The organism is Mycobacterium sp. DL440 (assembly GCF_011745145.1).
Taxonomy (GTDB): domain Bacteria; phylum Actinomycetota; class Actinomycetes; order Mycobacteriales; family Mycobacteriaceae; genus Mycobacterium.
This window is the reverse complement of the sequence record NZ_CP050191.1, coordinates 301149-321726: the sequence shown is the minus strand read 5'-3', so window position 1 is coordinate 321726 and position 20578 is coordinate 301149. Positions and strand designations below refer to the sequence as shown.

General features: G+C 66.3%; 26 protein-coding genes. 8 read left to right on the top strand and 18 right to left on the bottom strand.

What is annotated here, in order from left to right; all coding sequences use genetic code 11:
* Nucleotides 1-92 precede the first annotated feature (92 nt).
* Genes map through secY form a run of 3 tightly spaced genes read right to left on the bottom strand, consistent with a single transcriptional unit; the run spans nucleotide 93 to nucleotide 2754 of the window.
* Complete coding sequence (map, locus tag HBE63_RS01570) at nucleotides 93-890, bottom strand: type I methionyl aminopeptidase (RefSeq protein WP_166902685.1); 798 nt, start codon at nucleotides 888-890, stop codon at nucleotides 93-95.
* Entirely contained in the window at nucleotides 887-1432 is a 546-nt protein-coding gene (locus HBE63_RS01565) for an adenylate kinase (protein ID WP_166902683.1), read from the bottom strand. Before HBE63_RS01565 ends, map begins: the two co-directional genes overlap by 4 nt.
* The gene (gene secY, locus HBE63_RS01560) at nucleotides 1429-2754 is read right to left on the bottom strand and encodes a preprotein translocase subunit SecY (RefSeq protein WP_166902681.1); all 1326 of its coding nucleotides are present in this window, start codon (nucleotides 2752-2754) and stop codon (nucleotides 1429-1431) included. The genes HBE63_RS01565 and secY overlap by 4 nt, the downstream gene beginning before the upstream one ends.
* 310 nt (nucleotides 2755-3064) lie before the next feature.
* Between secY and HBE63_RS01555 the strand changes: the two genes are divergently transcribed.
* From HBE63_RS01555 to HBE63_RS01540, 4 genes are read left to right on the top strand one after another with little or no spacing between them, the layout of a single operon-like run.
* Nucleotides 3065-3979: a class I SAM-dependent methyltransferase gene (locus tag HBE63_RS01555; RefSeq protein WP_166902679.1), complete on the top strand. Its 915-nt coding sequence runs from the start codon at nucleotides 3065-3067 to the stop codon at nucleotides 3977-3979.
* Nucleotides 3980-3991: 12 nt separating this feature from the next.
* Nucleotides 3992-4894 (top strand): class I SAM-dependent methyltransferase, encoded by a 903-nt coding sequence (locus HBE63_RS01550; RefSeq protein ID WP_166902678.1) that lies wholly within the window; start codon nucleotides 3992-3994, stop codon nucleotides 4892-4894.
* Nucleotides 4895-4901: 7 nt separating this feature from the next.
* Nucleotides 4902-5807, top strand: coding sequence for a class I SAM-dependent methyltransferase (locus HBE63_RS01545; protein WP_166902676.1), 906 nt, complete (start codon nucleotides 4902-4904; stop codon nucleotides 5805-5807).
* Between the two features lie 20 nt (nucleotides 5808-5827).
* Nucleotides 5828-6751 carry a class I SAM-dependent methyltransferase gene (locus tag HBE63_RS01540; protein WP_166902674.1) on the top strand — a complete coding sequence of 308 codons (924 nt, stop codon included), beginning with the start codon at nucleotides 5828-5830 and terminating at the stop codon, nucleotides 6749-6751.
* Between the two features lie 3 nt (nucleotides 6752-6754).
* Here HBE63_RS01540 and HBE63_RS01535 read toward each other — a convergent pair whose 3' ends face one another.
* Genes HBE63_RS01535 through HBE63_RS01525 form a run of 3 tightly spaced genes read right to left on the bottom strand, consistent with a single transcriptional unit; the run spans nucleotide 6755 to nucleotide 9638 of the window.
* Entirely contained in the window at nucleotides 6755-7252 is a 498-nt protein-coding gene (locus tag HBE63_RS01535; RefSeq protein WP_166902672.1) for a DUF3830 family protein, read from the bottom strand.
* Nucleotides 7249-8607, bottom strand: coding sequence for an amidase (locus tag HBE63_RS01530; RefSeq protein ID WP_243858810.1), 1359 nt, complete (start codon nucleotides 8605-8607; stop codon nucleotides 7249-7251). Before HBE63_RS01530 ends, HBE63_RS01535 begins: the two co-directional genes overlap by 4 nt.
* A 47-nt stretch (nucleotides 8608-8654) precedes the next feature.
* Complete coding sequence (locus HBE63_RS01525) at nucleotides 8655-9638, bottom strand: D-2-hydroxyacid dehydrogenase (RefSeq protein WP_243858434.1); 984 nt, start codon at nucleotides 9636-9638, stop codon at nucleotides 8655-8657.
* 79 nt (nucleotides 9639-9717) lie between these two features.
* Here HBE63_RS01525 and HBE63_RS01520 point away from each other — a divergent pair, with 79 nt between their 5' ends.
* From HBE63_RS01520 to HBE63_RS01510, 3 genes are read left to right on the top strand one after another with little or no spacing between them, the layout of a single operon-like run.
* Nucleotides 9718-10455, top strand: a complete 738-nt coding sequence (locus HBE63_RS01520; RefSeq protein ID WP_243858432.1) for an Asp/Glu racemase — start codon at nucleotides 9718-9720, stop codon at nucleotides 10453-10455.
* 25 nt (nucleotides 10456-10480) lie between these two features.
* Complete coding sequence (locus tag HBE63_RS01515) at nucleotides 10481-11200, top strand: maleate cis-trans isomerase (protein ID WP_166902670.1); 720 nt, start codon at nucleotides 10481-10483, stop codon at nucleotides 11198-11200.
* On the top strand, nucleotides 11197-11853 hold the full coding sequence (locus HBE63_RS01510) for a GntR family transcriptional regulator (protein WP_166902668.1): 657 nt from the start codon (nucleotides 11197-11199) through the stop codon (nucleotides 11851-11853). Before HBE63_RS01515 ends, HBE63_RS01510 begins: the two co-directional genes overlap by 4 nt.
* Here HBE63_RS01510 and HBE63_RS01505 read toward each other — a convergent pair.
* Both HBE63_RS01505 and sppA read right to left on the bottom strand, forming a co-directional pair.
* Entirely contained in the window at nucleotides 11839-13266 is a 1428-nt protein-coding gene (locus HBE63_RS01505; protein WP_166902666.1) for an MFS transporter, read from the bottom strand. The genes HBE63_RS01510 and HBE63_RS01505 overlap by 15 nt on opposite strands.
* A gap of 207 nt (nucleotides 13267-13473) precedes the next feature.
* Nucleotides 13474-15258 carry a signal peptide peptidase SppA gene (gene sppA / locus HBE63_RS01500; protein WP_166902664.1) on the bottom strand — a complete coding sequence of 595 codons (1785 nt, stop codon included), beginning with the start codon at nucleotides 15256-15258 and terminating at the stop codon, nucleotides 13474-13476.
* An 84-nt stretch (nucleotides 15259-15342) separates the two neighbouring features.
* On the opposite strand from sppA, the gene HBE63_RS01495 reads away from it, so the two are divergent.
* Nucleotides 15343-16266, top strand: coding sequence for an LLM class flavin-dependent oxidoreductase (locus HBE63_RS01495; protein WP_166902662.1), 924 nt, complete (start codon nucleotides 15343-15345; stop codon nucleotides 16264-16266).
* Nucleotides 16267-16351: 85 nt separating this feature from the next.
* Here the strand turns inward: HBE63_RS01495 and rplO are convergent, their stop codons facing one another.
* From rplO to rplN, 10 genes are all read right to left on the bottom strand, one after another.
* A complete protein-coding gene (rplO, locus tag HBE63_RS01490) occupies nucleotides 16352-16795 on the bottom strand; it encodes a 50S ribosomal protein L15 (RefSeq protein WP_166902660.1) in 444 nt (147 codons plus the stop codon).
* Complete coding sequence (gene rpmD / locus HBE63_RS01485) at nucleotides 16792-16974, bottom strand: 50S ribosomal protein L30 (protein WP_166902658.1); 183 nt, start codon at nucleotides 16972-16974, stop codon at nucleotides 16792-16794. Before rpmD ends, rplO begins: the two co-directional genes overlap by 4 nt.
* Before the next feature lie 2 nt (nucleotides 16975-16976).
* On the bottom strand, nucleotides 16977-17633 hold the full coding sequence (rpsE, locus tag HBE63_RS01480) for a 30S ribosomal protein S5 (RefSeq protein ID WP_084621991.1): 657 nt from the start codon (nucleotides 17631-17633) through the stop codon (nucleotides 16977-16979).
* A 25-nt stretch (nucleotides 17634-17658) separates the two neighbouring features.
* A complete protein-coding gene (rplR, locus tag HBE63_RS01475; protein WP_371814871.1) occupies nucleotides 17659-18069 on the bottom strand; it encodes a 50S ribosomal protein L18 in 411 nt (136 codons plus the stop codon).
* A 3-nt stretch (nucleotides 18070-18072) separates the two neighbouring features.
* Nucleotides 18073-18612 (bottom strand): 50S ribosomal protein L6, encoded by a 540-nt coding sequence (rplF, locus tag HBE63_RS01470; RefSeq protein ID WP_163664170.1) that lies wholly within the window; start codon nucleotides 18610-18612, stop codon nucleotides 18073-18075.
* A gap of 13 nt (nucleotides 18613-18625) precedes the next feature.
* Entirely contained in the window at nucleotides 18626-19024 is a 399-nt protein-coding gene (gene rpsH, locus HBE63_RS01465; protein WP_166902656.1) for a 30S ribosomal protein S8, read from the bottom strand.
* Nucleotides 19025-19130: 106 nt separating this feature from the next.
* A complete protein-coding gene (locus tag HBE63_RS01460) occupies nucleotides 19131-19316 on the bottom strand; it encodes a type Z 30S ribosomal protein S14 (RefSeq protein ID WP_003892855.1) in 186 nt (61 codons plus the stop codon).
* Nucleotides 19317-19320: 4 nt separating this feature from the next.
* Complete coding sequence (rplE, locus tag HBE63_RS01455) at nucleotides 19321-19884, bottom strand: 50S ribosomal protein L5 (RefSeq protein ID WP_166902654.1); 564 nt, start codon at nucleotides 19882-19884, stop codon at nucleotides 19321-19323.
* Complete coding sequence (rplX, locus tag HBE63_RS01450; protein WP_163664178.1) at nucleotides 19884-20201, bottom strand: 50S ribosomal protein L24; 318 nt, start codon at nucleotides 20199-20201, stop codon at nucleotides 19884-19886. The genes rplE and rplX overlap by 1 nt, the downstream gene beginning before the upstream one ends.
* Nucleotides 20202-20570 (bottom strand): 50S ribosomal protein L14, encoded by a 369-nt coding sequence (gene rplN, locus HBE63_RS01445; RefSeq protein ID WP_166902652.1) that lies wholly within the window; start codon nucleotides 20568-20570, stop codon nucleotides 20202-20204. It abuts the gene before it with no gap.
* Nucleotides 20571-20578: the final 8 nt, after the last annotated feature.

The window sequence follows — 20578 nt, the reverse complement described above, 5'->3', positions numbered from 1 at the left end:
GACGTTGGAGGCGATCCGGTTCAATTACTACCTTTGCGCGCGGGCTGACACCAGCACCTGCGTGCGATTCGAGTATTGATTGCTGGCGTTAATTACTGAGTGAGGATTCGGGGCCCGTCTTCGGTCACGGCGACGGTGTGCTCCCAGTGCGCCGCGCGGGTCCCGTCGGCGGTGACGACGGTCCACTCGTCGTCGAGGATCAAAGTCTCGGTGGTGCCCAAGGTGAGCATGGGTTCGATCGCGAGTACCGAGCCAGGCTCCAGGTACGGACCACGCCCGGGCGAACCTTCGTTGGGCAGGAACGGGTCCATGTGCATTTGTCGGCCGATGCCGTGGCCGCCGTAGCCGTCGACGATCCCGTACTTGCGGTCGTGGCGGGCCTCGGCGGCATGGGTCTCGACCTCGATCGCGTGCGAGACGTCGGTCAGCCGGTTTCCGGGCAGCATCGCGGCGATGCCGGCCTCCATGGCCGATTTGGTTGCGGCAGAAAGGGCTTCGTCGGCGGCGATGATCGCGCCGACGCCGAAGGTGACGGCCGAGTCGCCGTGCCAACCGTCGACAATCGCGCCGCAGTCGATGGACACCAGATCGCCGGCGGCCAATACTTCGTCCGCGGTCGGAATGCCGTGCACCACACGATCATTAACCGATGCGCAGATACTGGCCGGGAATCCGTGGTAGCCGAGGAACGACGGGGTGCCGCCACCGTCACGGATGACGGATTCGGCGATCCGATCCAGTTCGAGTGTGGTCACGCCGGGGGCGGCGGCCGCCCGAACGGCCCGCAGCGCCGAGGCGACGAGCGCCCCGGCCACGGCCATCGCGTCCAACTCTCCGGCGCTGCGCTGCGCAACGACCTTGCGCCTGCGCAACCCCGGCAACCTGATCACTTACCCAGTGCGTGCAATGCGCGGGCGAACACCTCATCGAGGGCGCCCACCGCATCCACGGTCTTCAGGTCGTCGCGGTAGTACTGCAGCAGCGGCTCGGTCTCGTCGCGGTAGACCTTCATGCGGTTGCGGATGACCTCGTCGGTGTCGTCGGCGCGGCCACGGCCCTTGAGCCGGGTCAGCAGCTCATCCTCGGACACCTGGAACTCCACCACCGCGTCGAGCTTGTGGTTACGTGCGGCAAGCATGTCCTTGAGCGCCCCGGCCTGCTCGACCGACCGCGGATACCCGTCGAGAATGAATCCGTCGGCGGCATCTGCCTGATCGATACGGTCCTCGACGAGGCGGTTCGTCAGCTCGGCCGGCACCAGATCGCCGGCGTCCAGGTAGCGCTTGGCCTCCAGACCGAGCGGTGTGCCATCGCCGATGTTCTTGCGGAAAAGGTCCCCGGTCGAGATTTGCGGGATGCCGAGCTTCTCGGACAGCTTTTCCGCCTGCGTGCCTTTGCCCGCCCCGGGCGGTCCGAGTAGAACGACTCTCACTTCAGGAACCCTTCGTAGTTACGTTGCATCAGCTGGCTCTCGATCTGTTTGACGGTATCCAAGCCGACACCGATCATGATGAGAACCGCGGTACCGCCGAAAGGCAGATTCTGTACCGAGCCCGTGTTCCCGATCTGCAGGAACAGGTTGGGCAGAACAGCAATCACACCCAGGTAGATCGAGCCGGGCAGGGTGATCCGGCTGAGCACGTACCGCAGGTAGTCCGCGGTCGGCTTGCCGGGCCGGATGCCCGGGATGAATCCGCCGAACTTCTTCATCTCATCGGCGCGCTCGTCGGGGTTGAAGGTGATCGACACGTAGAAGTACGTGAAGAAGATGATCAGGCCGAAGTAGAGCGCGATGTAAACGGGGTCGGCGGGATTCGTCAGATAGTCGGCGACAAACTTGTCCCACCATCCGGAGCCCGGGTTGGAGCTGCCGCTCTGAATCAGCTGCGTGATCAGGTGCGGGATGTAGATCAGCGACGACGCGAAGATCACCGGGATGACGCCGGCCTGGTTCACCTTGAGGGGCAGGTACGTGGAGGTGCCGCCGTACATCTTGCGGCCCACCATGCGCTTGGCGTACTGGACCGGGATGCGGCGCTGGCCCTGCTCGACGAACACCACGCCCACGATGATGGCCAGAGTCGCGGCGACCACAGCGGTGAACACCAGCCCGCCGCGGCTCTCCAGGATGGTCTGGCCTTCGGACGGGATCCGGGCCGCGATGCCAGCGAAGATCAGCAGGGACATGCCGTTGCCGATACCGCGCTCGGTGATCAGCTCGCCCATCCACATCACCAGCGCCGCGCCTGCGGTCAGCACCAGCACGATGACGATCAGGCCGAAGATGGAGCTGTCCTGGATGATGTCGAGGCTGCAGCCCTGCAGCAGGCCGCCGTTGGCGGCGAGCGCCACGATGCTGGTGGCCTGCAGGACGGCCAGCGCGATCGACAGATAACGCGTGTACTGCGTCATCTTGGCCTGACCGGCCTGGCCCTCCTTCTGCAGCTGCTCGAAACGCGGGATCACCACGACGAGCAGCTGAACGATGATGCTGGCGGTGATGTAGGGCATGACGCCCACCGCGAAGACCGTCAGCTGTAGCAGTGCGCCACCTGAGAACAGGTTGATCAACGAGTAGATCTGCGCCGAATCTCCGCCGCTGACCTGCTCGATGCACTTCTGGACGTTCGGGTAGTTAACCCCCGGAGACGGGATCGACGCGCCGGCCCGGTACAGGATCACCAAGCCCAACGTGAAAAGGATCTTGCGTCTGAGGTCGGCCGTCCGCAGCGATGAGATGAAAGCCGAAAGCACTCTTCCTCCTGCGCAGCCGACCTTTAAGCGCGGCGTGCCAATGGGGCTGGTGGAGCCAGCGTCGATGGTCAAGTCGTATACAACCGCCCTGCAAGCGCGCAGCCTGCGGACTCAGTCGTCAAATCAGTCTACGAGAGTAACAGTTGCGTCGGATAGGACCCCTGCATGCACCCGCCGTCCTCCTCGATCGGTCCCAGGTTCGGCCCAGTCGCGGAGCAGAGCCTGTCTTCAGAATCGGAGCGTACAGTCGGCGGCAGCTCATTACATCACCTAACTAACAGGTTGATTTTCACTGAACAAAGGGGAATTCATGGCGCGGACTGCTGACGACTCGTGGGATCTCGCCTCCAGCGTGGGTGCCACGGCGACGATGGTGGCGGCAGCGCGCGCGATGGCCACCAACTCCGATGACCCGGTGATCGACGACCCCTTCGCCGCTCCCCTCGTGCGGGCCGTCGGGATGGACTTCTTCTCCCAACTCGCCGACGAGAACTTCACCACCGAAGGACTCGACGAGGAGGGGGCCACCGGCTTGATCCGTTTCGCGAACGGCATGGCCGCGCGCACCCGCTTCTTCGACGATTTCTTCCTCAACGCGTGCCGCACCGGTATCCGGCAGGTGGTCATCCTGGCGGCCGGCCTGGACTCGCGCGCCTACCGGCTGCCGTGGCCGGACGGCACTGTCGTCTACGAGGTCGACCAGCCCGAGGTGATCGAGTTCAAGAGCGCCACCCTGGCGGGCCTGGGCGCGGTGCCGACGACCGACCGCCGCACGGTGGCCATCGACCTGCGATTCGACTGGCCCTCGGCGCTGGCCGAGGCCGGCTTCGACCCGTCGGTGCCGACGGCGTGGATCGCCGAGGGATTGCTGGGTTACCTGCCCGGTGATGCCCAGGACCGTTTGCTCGATCAGGTCACTGCGCTCAGCGCGCCCGGCAGTCGCCTCGGTGTCGAAGGTGTGCCCGCCACCGAGTCCAACGACGAAGAGACGATCCGGGCCAAGATGCAGGAGTTCACCGACCGTTGGCGCGCGCACGGCCTGGACATGGACCTCAACGAGCTGATCTTCCTCGGCGACCGCGCCGACGTGACAACGTATCTGGAAGGACATTCCTGGAAGACGACCGGCATCTCGTCCAACGATCTGCTCGTCCGCACAGGCCTGCCTCCGGTCGAGGATGAGGCCCACGCGGCATCGGTGCTCTACATCAGCGCTGAGAAGTGAGGTAGGCGAGCGATGGCACGGTCTGATGCCGACAGCTGGGATCTGGCCTCCAGCGTGGGCGCGACAGCGACCATGGTCGCCGCGGCTCGCGCGATCGCCAGTGCCGAACCCGAGCCGCTGATCAACGACCCGTATGCCGCGAACCTGGTGCGCGCGGTCGGGGTGGAGTTCTTCACCAAGCTCGTCGACGGTGAGATCGCCCTCGACGGTGATTTGGCGGCCGGCGCCGAGTTGATGATCGGGATCATGGCGGTGCGGACGAAGTTCTTCGACGACTTCTTTACCGTGGCGGGCGAGGCCGGCATCCGGCAGGCCGTCATCCTGGCGTCCGGCCTGGATTCCCGCGCGTACCGGCTGCCGTGGCCGGACGGCACGGTGGTCTACGAGATCGACCAGCCCGAGGTGATCGGCGCGAAGACCGCCACCATGACGCAGATCGGGGCCACCCCCACGGCCGAACGCCGCACCGTGGCCGTCGATCTGCGCGACGACTGGCCGGCAGCGCTGCGAGCGGCCGGCTTCGATCCGACGGCGCCGAGCGCGTGGAGCGCCGAGGGACTGCTGGCCTATCTGCCGCCTGATGCCCAGGACCGGTTGTTCGACAACATCACCGCGCTCAGCGCTCCGGGCAGCCGGCTGGCCACCGAGTTCCATCCCGACATCGCGGCGAACCTGCGCGAGCGCGGCAACGCGATGAGCGAGCAGTGGCGTCAACACGGCCTGGACCTCGACCTGGCCAACCTCTGGTATGACGGCGAGCGCAACTCGGTCGTCGAGTATCTGTCCGGCAGCGGATGGTCAGTGACGGCACAGACTCGGCCCGAGCTGTTCGCCGACTACGGCCGCGAGTTCCCCACCGGAGACGCCGCTGCGCCGCAACGTAACTCGCAAGCTGTCATCGCGATACGAGACTAGGAGCACCATGACACGCACCGAAGGCGACACCTGGGATCTGGCCACCAGCGTCGGGGCCACCGCGACCGGAGTCGCGGCTTCCCGCGCCCTGGCCACCAAGCAACCCGACCCCCTCATCAACGATCCGTTCGCCGACGCGCTGGTGCGCGCGGTAGGCCTGGAGCACAGCATCCGGCTCGCCGACGGCGAGGTGTGCGTGGACGGTGACCCGATGCTCGACCGGCAACGGATGTGCGAGCAGATCGCCGTGCGCACGCGATTTTTTGACGACTTCTTCACCACCGCAGTCGGGGACGGGATCCGCCAGGCGGTCATCCTTGCCTCCGGGCTGGACACCCGCAGCTACCGGCTGGACTGGCCGGCCGGCAGCGTGGTGTTCGAGGTGGACCAGCCCGCAGTGCTGGAATTCAAGTCCCACACCCTGACCGGACTCGGGGCCACGCCGGCCGCCGAGCTCCACGCCGTACCCATCGATCTGCGCGATGACTGGCCGGCGGCCTTGCGCGCCAACGGGTTCGACCCTCAAGCTCCGACCGCCTGGATCGCCGAGGGTCTGCTGATCTACCTGCCGCCGGAAGCCCAGGACCGGTTGCTCGACAACATCACCGCACTCAGCGCCCCGGGCAGCCGGCTGGCCACCGAGCACATGGACCCCGCCGAGCTGACCCAGAACTGGGCCCAGCGAGTCAGCCAGTGGTCCAAGAAGGTCGGATCCGATGTGGACCTGATGGACTTGTTCTATTCAGGTGATCGCGTTCCGGCGCGGGACCACCTCACCACGCAGGGGTGGGATGTGACGGTACGGTCCACCCAGGCGGCCTACGAAGCGAACGGTTTCACCCTTCCCGAGGAGTTCGCCGATCTCGCCGGGGATTCTGGTTATCTGTCGGCAACCCTGAAGACATCGAACTAGACGACCAGGAAGGCCGCACGATGGCACGTACCGATGACGACAGTTGGGATCTGGCCTCCAGCGTCGGCGCCACCGCAACGCTGGTGGCGACCGGACGGGCAATCGCCAGCCAGGATTCCCACGGGTTGATCGACGATCCGTTCGCTGCGCCGTTGGTGCGCGCAGTGGGCATCGAGGTGTTCACCAAGATGGTCGACGGTGAGCTGAGTCTGGATACGCTGACCCAGCTCGCACCGGATGCGGCCGAACGGGCCCGCTCCAACATCGACGAGATGGCCGTGCGCACGCGGTTCTTCGACGACTTCTTCATCACCGCAGCCGGAAAGGCGGGCATCCGGCAGGCGGTGATCCTGGCCTCCGGTCTGGACTCGCGCGCCTACCGGCTGCCCTGGCCCGAGGGCACCGTGGTCTACGAGATCGACCAGCCCGAGGTGATCGAGTTCAAGACTCGCACGCTGGCGGATCTGGGCGCGGAGCCGACGGCAGAACGACGCACGGTGCCGATCGACCTACGTAACGACTGGCCGACCGCGCTGAAGGCAGCGGGTTTCGATCCGGGCTCCCCCACCGCGTGGTGCGCCGAGGGTCTGCTGATCTATCTGCCGCCCGAAGCGCAGGACCGGCTGTTCGACAACATCGCCGCGCTCAGCGCGCCCGGCAGCATGGTAGCCACCGAGTTCGTGCCTGGACTCAAGGATTTCGACCCGGAAAAGGCCCGGGCCGCCACCGCGGTGTTCAGTCAGATGGGTTTGCACATGGACATGCCGTCGCTGATCTACCACGGCGAAAGGCATTCGGCCGCAGACTATCTGAGCGCCAAGGGCTGGAAGATGTCCGGGGTGGCCCGGTCCGAGCTGTTCGCCCGCCACGGACTGCCCGTCCCCGAACGTGACGAGAACGATCCGATGGGCGAAATCGTCTACGTCAGCGGCACTTTGAGCTGAGGCTCAGGTGGCCCTGGCGAAGCGCAACGTCTCGCCCCTGGCTCCGCCCATCCACAGATCCTGGCAGGCGGCGGCCATGCCCTCGAGTCCGTCCACGATCTCGCCGAACACGTTGCCGGGTACCCAGCCCTGGTCTCCGTTGATCAGCAGGTTGTTGCGGCCGTAGAACAGCGCCAGGTCGACGATCGCACCGGTCGTTCCGGTGCCCGTGCTGTTCTCATATCCGTACGCGGGGTTGCCCAGATCGTCGGAGTCGAACGAGAACCAGCACAGATCGCCCGGTATCGGGGTGACCGTGGTGTTCTCCTTACCGGGGTCGGCACCGAACGCCGGTAGCAGAGTGTAGATCTCGTTGCGGGCGTACTTGCCGTGAAATACCTGCGCCGCCAGCGGGAGGGCATCCCACACGGCCGCACACGTTCGCGGCGCCGCCTCGTCGAGCAATCGGGCAACGCAGTTGACTCCGCGCTTGTCCAGCGACACGGTGATCAATCGGCTCATACAACCTCCTCGGTGAGCATCGCCGGCACCCGGCGGTGCCAGTCCGTCGCGCCCTGGTAAACGCCCCCCACCCGGAGCACCAGGGCATCCGCATGTCGGGGTCCGACGATCTGCAGCCCGATGGGCAGGCCGCTTGAGCTGAACCCGCACGGCACCGAAAGTGCGGGCTGCTGGGTCAGATTGAACGGGTAGCTGTACGGCGTCCAACTCGTCCAGTCCGGCGATGACGAACCATCGGGCACGTCCCGGCCCACTGCGAAGGCGGCCAGCGGCAGGGTCGGGGTGACCAGGACGTCGTAGGCCTGGTGGAACCTGCCCATCAGTTCTCCGAGCTTCATCCGGACGGCGGTCGCGTCCAGGTAGTCCGACGCGGTGAAGGCCGCCCCGGTTTCGGCCGTGCGTCGCAGGCCGGGGTCGACACGTCCGGCCTCTGAACCATTCAGCTTGCCTTCCAACACCTTTGCCTCACCGGAGAACCACAGCACGTGGAAGGCGTGCACCGGGTCAGCGAAGCCCGGGTCGACCTCCTCGACGTGCGCCCCTGCCGCCACGAGTACCTCCACCGCTGTCCGCACCGCAATGTCCACCTCGGGGTCGTTGGCGCCGAAGCCGAGGTTCGGCGAGTAGGCGACCCGCAACCCGGCAATCGGATGGCCCAGGGCAGCCCTGAAAGGCGAACGCGGAGAAGGCATTGCCGACCAGTCGCGCGCGTCGAATCCGGTGATCACGTCCAGCAGCGCGGCCACGTCGGCCACCGTCCGGGCCATCGGGCCGGCGTGCGAGAGCGTGCCGAACGGGCTGGGCGGATACAGCGGGATGAGACCGTAGGTCGGCTTGAGTGCGACGGTCCCGGTGAACGCCGCGGGGATGCGCACCGAACCACCGCCGTCGGTGCCGACCGACCACGCACCCATCCCGAGTGCCACCGCCGCGGCACTGCCGCCACTCGACCCGCCCGCGGTCACAGCGGGGTCCCACGGGTTTCCCGTCACCCCGTAGCGCGGTGAATCGGTGACACCTTTCCACGAGTACTCAGGGGTGGTGGTCTTGCCGAGGAGCACCGCGCCGGATTCCCGCAGCCGCGCCACGCTGGGCGCGTCCTCGGTCCACGGACCCGCCTCGTCGATGAGCCAGCTGCCACGCAGCGTCGGCCAACCCCGCGTCCAGAGCGCATCCTTGATCGACGTCGGGATGCCATCGGCGGGACCCAACGGACATCCGTCATACCAACGCTTTTCAGACTCGCGTGCGGCGGCGACCGCGCCATCGGAGTCGACGAGCACGAACGCGTTGACCGCGTCGTTGTGGCGGTCGATGGCCGACAGGGCGGCCTCGGTCGCCTCCACCGGGGACATCGTCTTGGCGCGGTAGGCATCGAGCAGCTCGACCGCCTGCAGGATCGTCACGTCGGATCCCCCGGTACGTAACCGAGTAGCTTGTCGACCACGTTGAGTAGTGGCTCCCCGGCCAGCCAGCGTCGCGCATTGTCGGCGAACTGAGCGGCCAGGGTGTCACGGAACCCGACGACGTCGCCGGACATGTGCGCGGTGATCACGGCGCCCGGCGCGTCCCACAACGGGTGTTCGGCGGGCAACGGCTCGATGCTGACCACGTCGAGGGTGGCTCCGCCGATACGGCGTTCAGTCAGCGCGGCGAGTAGCGCTTCCTCGTCGACGATGGGTCCCCGCGCGATATTGACAAGGTGCGCATCGGGTTTCATCGCGTTGAGCACGGTCGCGTCGACCAGACCCCGCGTCGCCGGAGTGAGTGGGGCGGCCAGCACCAGGTGATCGCACCAGCCGACCGCCGCAGCCAGGTCGGTGGCGGCAACGATAGTTCCGAAATCCTGGTCCTCGTCGGCGGCCACGCGCCCGGCGCCGCGCACGGACAGCCCGGCCACGCGCAGCAGTCGCGCGATCTCGCGGCCGATGCCGCCCGTCCCGACCACGAGCGCATGCGCTCCTGCGATGCTGCGGGTCTCGCGGTAGTGCCACTCATGCCGGCGTTGGAAGTCCAGGCTGGCCAGGCTCCCCTTGGCATGGGCCAGCACCGCACCGAGCACGTATTCGGCTATGGGACGGTCGAATACGCCGCGGGCGTTGGTGACCACGACATCGGATTCCCGCAACTGGTCGAACAGCAATGTGTCGACACCGGCTGCCGCGACGTGAATCCACTCCAACGCATCCGCATGCGTCCAGACTTCACGGAGTGCGGTGGAGAAGTAGTCCCACAGCAGCAACGCCTGTGCACCCTGGACAGCCTGCCGCAGCCCGTCGGCCTCGCAGTAGCGGAACTCCGCGTCCACCCCGGCCAAACCCGGCACCCGGTCGGTCTCGTGCTCACACAGCACCGCGATCACGGGTCGGGCAGCTTTGGGCGGCACGGTTCCGAGGCTAGGAACGTCTTCGTAGGATTGTCAACAATCTGTTGCCGGTTTGCCCGCTCGGCCTCACACTATGGACATGACGCTCGAGGATGTCGTTCCTCCCCCACCGTTGCAGCAGGTGGGGATAGGCGTCGTGACGCCATACGACTTCGCCCTCGACCGCGAACTGTGGCGCTGGGTGCCCAATGACGTCAGCCTCTACGTCACCCGGTTGCGGTACGCCCCGCTCCCGGTGACCATCGATATGGCGGTGCATGTCTCCGAACCCGAGCAGGTCGAGGCCGGTGCCGCGAACGTGCTCTCGGTGTCGCCACTGGTCACGGCGTATGCATGTACCGCGGGAAGCTTCGTGAAGGGAATGGCCGGCGAGGCGGCCTTGGTCGCGGCGATGCGTGCCGCCGGAGCTCCTGCCGCGGTGACCACCAGCGGCGCCATGCTCGCCGCCCTCCGGCACCTGGGTGTGCGGACCGTCGCCACCGTCACTCCTTACACCACCGACCTCACCAGCGGGCTGACCAGTTACCTCATGGAGGCCGGCATCGAGGTGGCCGCCACCGCAGGCCTGGGTATGACATCGCGGATCTGGGCGGTGCCCTACGAGACGACTGCCGAGTTGGTGTGTGCCACAGACTGTTCCGACGCGCAGGCGATCGTCATCAGTTGTACGAATCTGCCGACCTACGATCTGATCGCCCGCCTGGAGCGTGAACTCGACAAGCCCGTCGTCACCGCCAACCAGGTGACGATGTGGGCGGCGCTGGCCGTGGCGGGCCGCAAGGCCGTCGGTGCCGGTCAGCGGCTGCTGGAAGCCTGAACGCGTGCCGGAGAAGGGAGATTGCATGGCCACGGTGGGCATCCTGTATCCCGGCCACAGCGCCGAAGACGACTTCGGCGCGCTGGAAACGCGCCTGCAGGCGACGGTCAGACTGCCGGTCGCGATCACCTCCGTCGGTGAGGACGCCCATCGCGTCGATGCTCTCCTGGATCTCGGCCGGACCGAACGCCTGGCCGACGGTGTCGCACGCTTGGGGACGGCACGTCCGGATTCGATGATGTGGGCGTGTACCTCCGGCAGTTTCGTCTTCGGCCGCGACGGTGCCCGACGGCAGGCCGATGACGTAGCCACCGCGTCCGGTGTCCCAGCGTCTTCCACGTCGATCGCCTTTGTAGATGCATTGCAGCACTTGGGTATACACCGAGTTGCGGTGGCCGCGTCCTATCCGGAGGACGTGGCGGCGCACTTCGTCGCATTCCTGGCGGGCGGCGGCGTGGACGTGATATCGATGGGCAGCCACGGCATCGTCACCGCGGCCGAGGTGGGCCGGCTGCAGCAGGCCCAGGTGCTCGCGATGGTCCGGGCAGCCGACCATCCCGACGCCGAGGCCGTGCTGGTGCCCGACACCGCCATGCACACAATGGCTTTCATCGACCAGCTGGAATCCGACGTCGGGAAACCGGTGCTCACCGCGAACCAGGTCACGGTCTGGAAGGGCTTGCAGCTGATCGGCTCGGTGCCGCCACTGCCCGGGCTGGGCCGCCTGTTCGGAGCGAGGCCGTGACCGACTTCATCACCCCCGTCGAACAGGAGTCGACGCCGAGCATCGTCGCCGAAAAACTCCGGCAGGCAATCGCATACGGCGAACTCGTACCGGGCACCCAACTCGGCGAAGCCGAGTTGGCGCGTGGATTCGGAGTCAGCCGCGGTCCCCTGCGGGAAGGTATGCAGCGCCTCACCCAGGAAGGTCTGCTCATCGCGATCCGCAACCGCGGCGTGTTCGTCAACACCATGGACTCCGCCGAGATCCGCGACATGTACCTGGCGCGCGAGGCGATCGAGCGGACCGCGAGCCGCCAGATCCTGCAGGGCGACTATGCGAGCGCCGGAGACGCGTTACTCGCCGTGGTCGACGAGATGGCCGCGGCCAAGGACCTGGACGAGGTCAGCGAAGCCGACATGCGTTTCCATGAGGTGCTCGTCGAACTCGCAGCCAGCCCGAGGCTCTCCCGTCTGCACCAGACCTTCCTGGTCGAGACCAGGATGTGCGTGCATGCGCTGGCCGACACCTACGACACCTCCACCGACCGGGTCAATGAGCATCAGGCACTGGCCAGCGCCATCCGATCCGGCGACGTCGCACTCACCGACAAGCTGATGCTGGCTCACATGGAGGATGCCGTCGACCGGTTGATCGCTCGGCTACCGGCCGGGTGACGCTGACGATGTGCCGGTCTCGGGCTCGGTTTCGGTCTCGTAATCCAGCTGCGCCGGCGCTTCCGGTGTTCCGGGTATCTCGGTGCCGTTGAGCGGGCACCGGGCTGTCTCGGGCACCTTGATCAGCGCGATCATCCCGACCACGCAGGCAATCATCATGTAATAGGCGGGCACCAGCTGGTCGCCGGTTTTTGACACGACCCAGTCATTGACCGCCGGAGCCGTACCGCCGAACAGCGATGTCGACACGTTGTAGGCGATGGCGAAGCCGGCGTAACGCACCTGGGTGGGGAACATCGCCGGGAAAGTCGCGGAGATCGTCGACAGCTGGGGCACATAGAGCAGGCCCAGCACCGCGAACGCGATGATGGCACCGACCATGTTCGTCGACATCAGCAGGAACATCGGGATACCGGCGATGAACAGGCCGATCAGCGAGAACCACCACATGGGTTTGCGGCCCACCCGGTCGGAGATGTGGCCGGCGAATGGCAGGAACACCATCATCGACAGCATGCCGATGATGGGCACGACCAAGGCGTGGCTGCTCGACAAGCCGATCGTCTGTTCCAGGTACGTCGGCATGTAGGTGAGCAGCGTGTAATTGACCACGTTGAGCGCGACGACCAAACCGCCCAATCGCAGGATGGGACCCCAGTACTCGACCACCAGATCCTTGAACTCAGACGCGGGCCCACCTTCCCGCTCCCCCGTCGTTTCGAGTTCGCGGAAGATCGGAGTGTCCTCCAGCTTCGAACGTAGGTAGACACCGACCAGCCCGAGCGGGGCGGCCACAAGGAATGGCAGCCGCCACCCCCATTGCCCCATCTGGTCATCGGAGAGCAGTGCCGAGAAGCCGAGCATCAACAGCGCACCCATCGAAAAGCCCGCGAGGGTGCCGAATTCCAGGAAACTGCCGAGGAAACCGCGCCGGCGCGATGGCGCGTACTCGGCCATGAATGTCGCGGCGCCGCCGTACTCTCCTCCGGTGGAGAAGCCCTGGATCATCCGCAGCCCGACCATGAGCACCGGGGCCCAGATCCCGATCGAGGCATAGGACGGAATCAGCCCGGCGCAGAACGTCGCGCCCGCCATCAGCACGATGGTGATCGCCAGCACGTGTTTGCGGCCGAGTCGGTCGCCGAGAGGCCCCCAGACGAATCCGCCGAGCGGGCGAACCAGGAACGACACCGCGAACGTCGCGAGGGCCAGCAGTGTCGCCTGTTGGGCGTCTCCGGGGAAGATGGCAGCGGATATGTAGCCCACGCCGTAGGCGTAGATGCCGTAGTCGAACCATTCGGTGGCGTTACCGATCGCCGATGCGGCGATCGCCCGTTTCAAGACACCGGGGTCCGGCGGATTCTCGACGGGTTCGCGATGGTCAATCTCCGGTTTGTCTCCAAAGCCCTTCATCGGGCTTTTATGCGCGGGCACGAGTCCTCCATGTGTCGGACGACACCGTTCCCCGCCGCGCATTCTTTTACGGCTGCTCTGACTGGGTTGAACACCGCAGGGCCAGGCCGTCGTTTCGTCGACAATTCATCAGTTGCCAAGATCTGACGTTACAGCCCCGCGCCCGACAAGGCGCGGCCCGCTACCGCGTCGTAACTATCGCCAGCGTCAAAATCGGTATCCGCCCAGCCACAACGCGCTGATACCCGTCACGGATCGCTCGGCCCCTTCGAGCGCGCCGACCACCGACTGACCTAGGAGCGCGCCCACGGCCTGCGGTAGCGACGCGGCGGCCGGCTGCGAGGAAGGCTTGGGCCGCAACATGTCCAACCAGGACGAGCCGGGATAGCTCAGCACCCGCACCTTGGTCTCCGGATCCAGCCCGGCCAGGACCTTGGCGCGGGTGATCGCGGTACGCAGCCCTCCGAGTTCGTCGACGAGGCCGCGGTCCTTGGCGTCGGCACCGGTCCAGATCCGTCCGCGCGCCACCTCGTCGACCTGCTCGACCGACAGCTTGCGACCGTCGGCCACCCGCGAGATGAAATCGGCATAGAGCAGGTCGGTCTCGGCTTCGATCTGGGTGTGCTGATCGTCGGTGAACGGCGCGTTCGATGACCAGGCATCGGCATTGAGGTTGGTACGCAAGGAATCCGATCCGACCCCCAGCTTGTCCTTGAGTTCGCGCGAGACGAGCTTGCCGGTGATCACACCGATGGATCCGGTGATGGTCCCGGCGTTGGCCACGATCTCGTCGGCCGCCATCGATACGTAGTAGCCGCCCGACGCGGCAACCGCACCCATTGAGGCCACAATGGGCTTGCCGCGCTCGCGGATGCGAACCACCTCGCGCCAAATGGTTTCCGACCCGCTGACCGAGCCACCCGGGCTGTCCACCCGCAGCACGATCGCCGATACCTCGTCGTCGGCGGCGGCCTCGCGCAGGGCCGCGGCGATGGTGTCGCCGCCGGCGCTCGAATTGCCCAGTGGCAGTATCTGTGGCCCGCCGCGGCCGCTGACAATCGAGCCGTGCAGAGTCACCACCGCAACCGTCGGCTTGGACTTACGGCCCGGGATCTGCGGTGCAGGGACCTTCGGAGACGTCCGCGCGTAACGCGAAAGGTAAAGTCGCGGTAAGGCATCCGGATGACTATCGGCATCCGCACCGGCCTCGGTCGGGCCGCCGGACAGTTCACCGATCCGCGAATAGGCCTCGTCACGGAACCCGATCCGGTCTACCAGACCGGCGGTGATCGCGTCTTCGCGCAGCACCGGCGCCCTGTCGGCCAGTGCGTCGAGCGCGTCCGTGGTCAGTTGCCGCGATGCCGCGATGGCCTGCCACACCTGCGATTGCAGGCTCTCGATCATCCGGCCGTCGGACTCGCGTTGCGCGTCGGTGTAGCGGGCTTGCGTGAAAACGTTTGCCGCGGACTTGTATTCGCCGCGCGCCACGAACTGTGCCTCGATGCCCACCTTGTCGAGAGCATCGCGCAGGAACGTCGCGTTGGTGGCAAATCCGACCAGACCGACCGTGCCCGACGGCTGCATCCACACCTCGCGGAATGCCGACGCCAGGTAGTAGGACAGCGTGCCGGGGTAGGTCTCCGCCCAGGCCAGCGTTGGCTTGACAGCGCTGAATGCCGCGATGGCGTCACGCAGTTCCTGCACCGGGCCGGGTGCGGCCGCGGGCAGTTGCACGCGCGCGATCAGCCCGGCAACCCGATCGTCCTCGGCAGCACGATGGATCGCCGCGACGGCCTGGCGCAACACCAGCGGGCGGCCGCCGCCCGCGATCACGGCCAGCGGGTCGAATCCGGTGGCCTCCGGCGGCAGCGATGTCAGGTCCAACTCCAGCACACACCCGCTGGGAACTCCGTTGTGCCGGGCAGTGTCAAAGCGCCGGACCAACATCTTGAGATCGTCCTGGCCGGGAATCCCTGGGAGAAAGGCGAACATGAACCGAGCCTACCGATCCGGGCATTCCGCGCGCGTCGACGAGAAGTCGCCGCCCGTCGGAGCCACAGTCGTACCGTGAGACGGGTGACGTTTTCCATCTCGCTCCCGCAACTCGACCATGACGGTTTCGACGACACGGGCTTCAAGGCTTATCTGGGCCGCGCCGAGGAACTCGGATTCGAGGGCGGCTGGACGATCGAGCAGACCGTGGGCCCGGCACCGACGATCGCCCCGCTGGAGCTGCTGTCGTACGCCGCGGCAGCCACCACGAGGCTGCGACTGGGGGTGGCGGTCCTGGTCACCTCGCTGCACGACCCGCTGCAGCTGGCTTCGGCGATCACCGCAGTGGACCGGCTCAGCCACGGTCGCCTCGATGTCGGGGTGGCACCCGGCGGGGGTTTCCGGCAGTTCCCGGCCTTCGGCGTGGACTCCTCGACGTTCATCTCCAGCTTCACCGAGGGTCTGGAGTTGATGAAAGCCGCCTGGTCGGATGAACCCCGGATCACCTTCCACGGCCGCTTCCGCGATGTCGATGACCTGGCCATCAGCCCCAAACCCGTTCAGCGTCCGCACCCGCCGATCTGGTTCGGGGCCAATGCACCGACGGCGTTGGCGCGGGCGGTGCGTCATGGCGACGCGTTTCTCGGGGCCGGCTCCTCGACCACCGCGGCCTTCGCCGAGGCGGTGCGCACGGTTCGCCGCGAGCTCGACGAGCAGGGCAGGGACCCGGACAACTTCCGGATCGGCAAGCGGGTCTATCTGATCGTCGACGACAGCGCCCGCGCGCGGCAGCGGGTGGACGCGGGACTGGCGCGGATCTACGGGGACCGCTCCGGGCTGGGAGAGGTAGCCGTGGCCGGCACCGCGGACGAGGTGGCGCGGGGCCTGCGCGAGGTTCTCGATGCGGGCGCGCAGACCATCGTGCTCAACCCCACCGGCGCGACCATCGCCGAGGACTGCGATCAGTTGGAGCGACTGGCCGCCGATGTGATCCCGCAGCTCACCTGACCGCCAACGCAAAAGCCCCCGCCGACGCGGGGGCTTTGACGTCTGCTCGCGCAGAGAAAATTACAGCACGGCGGCGAGCCGCCAATTACAGCTCGGTGGCCGAACCGCCGGCAGCGGTGATGGCCTCACGGGCGCTACCGCTGAACTTGTTGGCGGTCACGTCGACCTTGACGGCCAGCTTGCCGTCGCCGAGCACCTTCACCAGGCTGTTCTTGCGAACGAGGCCCTTGGCAACCAGCTCGTCGACACCGATGGTGCCGCCCTGCGGGAAGGCCTTGGTGATGTCGCCGACGTTGACGACCTCGTAGGAGGTCCGGAAGCGGTTCTTGAAGCCCTTGAGCTTCGGCAGCCGCATGTGGATCGGCATCTGGCCACCCTCGAACGTCGCGGGGACGTTCTTGCGGGCCTTGGTGCCCTTGGTACCACGACCGGCGGTCTTACCCTTGGAGCCCTCACCACGACCGACGCGGGTCTTGGCCTTCTTCTCGCCCGGGGCGGGCCTCAGGTCGTGCAACTTGATAACGCTCATTTGACTTCCTCAACTTCCACGAGGTGATGCACCACGTTGATGAGGCCACGGGTCTGCGCGTTGTCCTCGCGAACCACGGACTGACGAATCTTCTTCAGTCCCAGGGTCCGCAGGCTTTCACGCTGCTTCCAGCGTGCGCCGATGGTTCCGCGCACCTGGGTGATCTTGACTTCTGCCATGGTTATGCCGATCCCTCACGCGCTGCTGCGGCAGCCAGCGCTTCGCTCTCGCGCCGGGCCTTCAGCATGCCGGCCGGCGCAACGTCCTCGAGGGGCAGACCGCGACGGGCCGCCACCTCTTCGGGACGCTGGATCATCTTCAGCGCGGCAACGGTGGCGTGCACCACGTTGATCGCGTTGTCGCTGCCCAGCGACTTGGCCAGGATGTCGTGCACGCCGGCACACTCCAGCACCGCGCGAGCCGCACCACCGGCGATCACACCGGTACCGGGGCTGGCCGGACGCAGCATCACGACACCGGCAGCGGCCTCGCCCTGAACCGGATGGACGATGGTGCCGCCGATCAGCGGAACCCGGAAGAAGCTCTTGCGAGCCTCCTCGACGCCCTTGGCGATGGCGGCCGGAACTTCCTTGGCCTTGCCGTAGCCGACACCGACCATGCCCTTGCCGTCACCCACGATGACCAGCGCGGTGAAGCTGAAGCGCCGACCGCCCTTGACCACCTTGGAGACGCGGTTGATGGTGACCACGCGCTCGATGTAGTTGCTCTTCTCGCCGCTGTCGCGGCCACCACGGCCACCGCGGTCGTCGCGGCGGCCACGGCCACCGCGGTTGTCGGAAGCGCCCGGGCCGCCGGCACCAGTTGCCTGCTCGGCCATCATGCAGTCCTCTCGTTGACAGTCATCAGAATTTCAGCCCGCCCTCGCGCGCGGCATCCGCCAGCGCGGCGATTCGGCCACCATAGGTGTAGCCACCACGGTCGAACACCACGGTGTCGATGCCGGCAGCCTTGGCACGCTCGGCGATCAGCTGACCGACCCGAACGCTGTGCGCCTTCTTGTCACCGTCGACGGCGCGCACGTCGGCCTCGATCGACGAGGCAGCCGCCAGCGTGGCGCCTTCCAGGTCGTCGATGAGCTGGACGTGGATGTGCCGTGCCGAGCGGTTGACCACCAGCCGCGGGGTCTGCGCGGTGCCCGAGACCTTCTTGCGCAACCGGGCGTGCCGACGCAGCCGGGAGTTGCGGCGGGTCTCAGAGATGTTCTGCCCCACCGGCTTGCGGACGGCGGCAGCTTCAGTCTTAGTTGTAGCCATGACTTACTTACCTGTCTTTCCGACCTTGCGGCGGATCTGCTCACCCTCGTAACGCACACCCTTGCCCTTATAGGGATCGGGGCGGCGCAGGCGACGGATGACAGCGGAGATCTGACCGACCTTCTGCTTGTCGATGCCTGTGATCGAGAACTTGGTGGGCGTCTCGACGGCGAACGTGATGCCCTCGGGCGCCTCGATCACCACGGGGTGGCTGTAACCGAGCGCGAACTCCAGGTTGGAACCCTTGAGCTGCACGCGGTAGCCGACGCCGAAGATCTCCATCTTGCGGGTGTAGCCCTCGGTGACGCCGGTGACCAGGTTGGCCACCAGGGTGCGGGAGAGCCCATGCAGGGAGCGGCTGCGCCGCTCGTCATCGGGACGGCTGACCACGATGGCGCCGTCGTCGTTGCGCTCGACGGTGATCGGCTCGGCGACATCCAGGGTCAGGGTGCCCTTGGGGCCCTTGACCGAGACGTTGCGGCCGTCAATCGTCACATCGACCCCGGTGGGAACCAGGACCGGCTGCTTTCCAATACGCGACATGTCTTCTATCCCCTCACCACACGTAGGCGAGGACTTCGCCGCCCACGCCGCTTCGTGCCGCCTGACGGTCGGTGAGCAGACCCGAGGACGTGGAGATGATCGCCACGCCCAGGCCGCCGAGCACCCGAGGCAGATTGGTGGACTTTGCGTAAACCCGCAGACCGGGCTTGCTCACGCGGCGAAGGCCGGCGATGCTGCGCTCACGGCTGGGGCCGTACTTGAGCGACACCACCAGGGACTTGCCGACGCGGGCATCCTCGGTGCGGTAATCGGAGATGTAGCCCTCTTTCTTGAGGATCTCGGCGATGTTCGCCTTGATCTTCGAGTGGGGCAGGGCCACCTCATCGTGGTACGCCGAATTGGCGTTGCGCAGACGTGTCAAAAAGTCTGCGATCGGGTCAGTCATCGTCATGACAACCGGCTCACCTTCCTCGCGGCGGTTCCCTGTTCAGGGCCTTCCGCAACCTGTTTGGATTGGTCTGTGGTCTGCTGCGCTCGCGCGCGGCGGCTGGTAAGGGTTACCAGCTGGATTTCTGCACGCCGGGCAGCTCACCCGCGTGCGCCATCTCGCGCAGGCAGATCCGGCACAGCCCGAACTTGCGGTAGACCGAGTGCGGGCGACCGCACTTGTTGCACCGCGTGTACGCGCGAACCGCGAACTTGGGCTTCTTGTTGGCCTTGTGGACCAGCGCCTTCTTTGCCATGTGCTCAGTTCTCCTTGAAGGGGAAGCCCAGCGCCTTCAGCAGCGCACGGCCTTCGTCGTCGTTGGTCGCCGAGGTGACGACGGTGATGTCCATGCCGCGGGGGCGGTCGATGGAATCCACGTCGATCTCGTGGAACATCGACTGCTCGTTGAGGCCGAAGGTGTAGTTACCGGTGCCGTCGAACTGCTTGCCGTTCAGGCCGCGGAAGTCGCGGATACGGGGCAGGGCGATGGAGATCAGCCGGTCCAGGAACTCCCACATCCGGTCGCCGCGCAGGGTCACGCGTGCGCCGATGGGCATGCCCTCACGCAGCTTGAACTGTGCGATGGACTTGCGGGCCTTGCGGATCTCCGGCTTCTGGCCGGTGATGAGGGCCAGGTCGGCGACCGCGCCGTTGATCAGCTTGGCGTCACGGGCGGCGTCGCCGACACCCATGTTGACGACGACCTTGACCACGCCCGGGATCTGCATGACGTTGTCGAATTCGAACTGCTTGTGCAGCGACTCGCGGATCTCTTCGCGGTAGCGCTGCTTCAGGCGGGGCTGAACCTTCTCTGGTGCGGTCATCAGATGTCCTTGCCATTGGTCTTGGCGATGCGGACCTTCTTGCCGGTCTCTTCATCGACGCGGTAACCCACACGAGTCGGCTTGCCGTCGGAATCGACCACCATCACGTTGGACACGTGGATGGCGGCTTCCTGGGTGACGATGCCCCCCGACGATGCGCCGCGCTCGTTCTGCGACTGCGCGGTGTGCTTCTTGATCCGGTTGACACCCTCGACCAGAATCTTGTCGCGGGTCGGGAAGGCCTCGATGACCTTGCCCTTGGCACCCTTGTCCTTACCGGAGACCACCAGCACGGTGTCGCCCTTGTGGACCTTCATTTACAAAACCTCCGGAGCCAGCGAGACGATCTTCATGAACTTCTTCTCGCGCAGTTCGCGACCGACCGGCCCGAAGATGCGGGTACCGCGCGGGTCGTTGTCGGCCTTGATGATGACGGCCGCGTTCTCGTCGAACTTGATGTAGCTGCCGTCGGCGCGGCGGCGCTCCTTGACGGTGCGCACGATAACTGCCTTGACGACGTCGCCCCGCTTGACGTTGCCGCCGGGGATGGCGTCTTTCACGGTCGCGACGATGACGTCACCGATGCCGGCGTAACGCCGCCCTGAGCCGCCAAGCACGCGGATGCACAAGATCTCCTTGGCACCCGTGTTGTCGGCGACCTTCAACCGCGATTCCTGCTGAATCACTCGATCTC

Excerpts from the sequence above, each read along its gene's own strand:
- HBE63_RS01555 (WP_166902679.1), top strand. The coding sequence starts at position 3,065 with ATGGCGCGGACTGCTGACGACTCGTGGGATCTCGCCTCCAGCGTGGGT.
- HBE63_RS01550 (WP_166902678.1), top strand. The coding sequence starts at position 3,992 with ATGGCACGGTCTGATGCCGACAGCTGGGATCTGGCCTCCAGCGTGGGC.
- HBE63_RS01545 (WP_166902676.1), top strand. The coding sequence starts at position 4,902 with ATGACACGCACCGAAGGCGACACCTGGGATCTGGCCACCAGCGTCGGG.
- HBE63_RS01540 (WP_166902674.1), top strand. The coding sequence starts at position 5,828 with ATGGCACGTACCGATGACGACAGTTGGGATCTGGCCTCCAGCGTCGGC.
- HBE63_RS01535 (WP_166902672.1), bottom strand. The coding sequence starts at position 7,252 with ATGAGCCGATTGATCACCGTGTCGCTGGACAAGCGCGGAGTCAACTGC.
- HBE63_RS01530 (WP_243858810.1), bottom strand. The coding sequence starts at position 8,607 with ATGTCCCCGGTGGAGGCGACCGAGGCCGCCCTGTCGGCCATCGACCGC.
- HBE63_RS01520 (WP_243858432.1), top strand. The coding sequence starts at position 9,718 with ATGACGCTCGAGGATGTCGTTCCTCCCCCACCGTTGCAGCAGGTGGGG.
- HBE63_RS01515 (WP_166902670.1), top strand. The coding sequence starts at position 10,481 with ATGGCCACGGTGGGCATCCTGTATCCCGGCCACAGCGCCGAAGACGAC.
- HBE63_RS01505 (WP_166902666.1), bottom strand. The coding sequence starts at position 13,266 with ATGAAGGGCTTTGGAGACAAACCGGAGATTGACCATCGCGAACCCGTC.
- sppA (WP_166902664.1), bottom strand. The coding sequence starts at position 15,258 with ATGTTCGCCTTTCTCCCAGGGATTCCCGGCCAGGACGATCTCAAGATG.
- rplO (WP_166902660.1), bottom strand. The coding sequence starts at position 16,795 with ATGAGCGTTATCAAGTTGCACGACCTGAGGCCCGCCCCGGGCGAGAAG.
- rpmD (WP_166902658.1), bottom strand. The coding sequence starts at position 16,974 with ATGGCAGAAGTCAAGATCACCCAGGTGCGCGGAACCATCGGCGCACGC.
- rpsE (WP_084621991.1), bottom strand. The coding sequence starts at position 17,633 with ATGGCCGAGCAGGCAACTGGTGCCGGCGGCCCGGGCGCTTCCGACAAC.
- rplR (WP_371814871.1), bottom strand. The coding sequence starts at position 18,069 with ATGGCTACAACTAAGACTGAAGCTGCCGCCGTCCGCAAGCCGGTGGGG.
- rplF (WP_163664170.1), bottom strand. The coding sequence starts at position 18,612 with ATGTCGCGTATTGGAAAGCAGCCGGTCCTGGTTCCCACCGGGGTCGAT.
- rpsH (WP_166902656.1), bottom strand. The coding sequence starts at position 19,024 with ATGACGATGACTGACCCGATCGCAGACTTTTTGACACGTCTGCGCAAC.
- HBE63_RS01460 (WP_003892855.1), bottom strand. The coding sequence starts at position 19,316 with ATGGCAAAGAAGGCGCTGGTCCACAAGGCCAACAAGAAGCCCAAGTTC.
- rplE (WP_166902654.1), bottom strand. The coding sequence starts at position 19,884 with ATGACCGCACCAGAGAAGGTTCAGCCCCGCCTGAAGCAGCGCTACCGC.
- rplX (WP_163664178.1), bottom strand. The coding sequence starts at position 20,201 with ATGAAGGTCCACAAGGGCGACACCGTGCTGGTGGTCTCCGGTAAGGAC.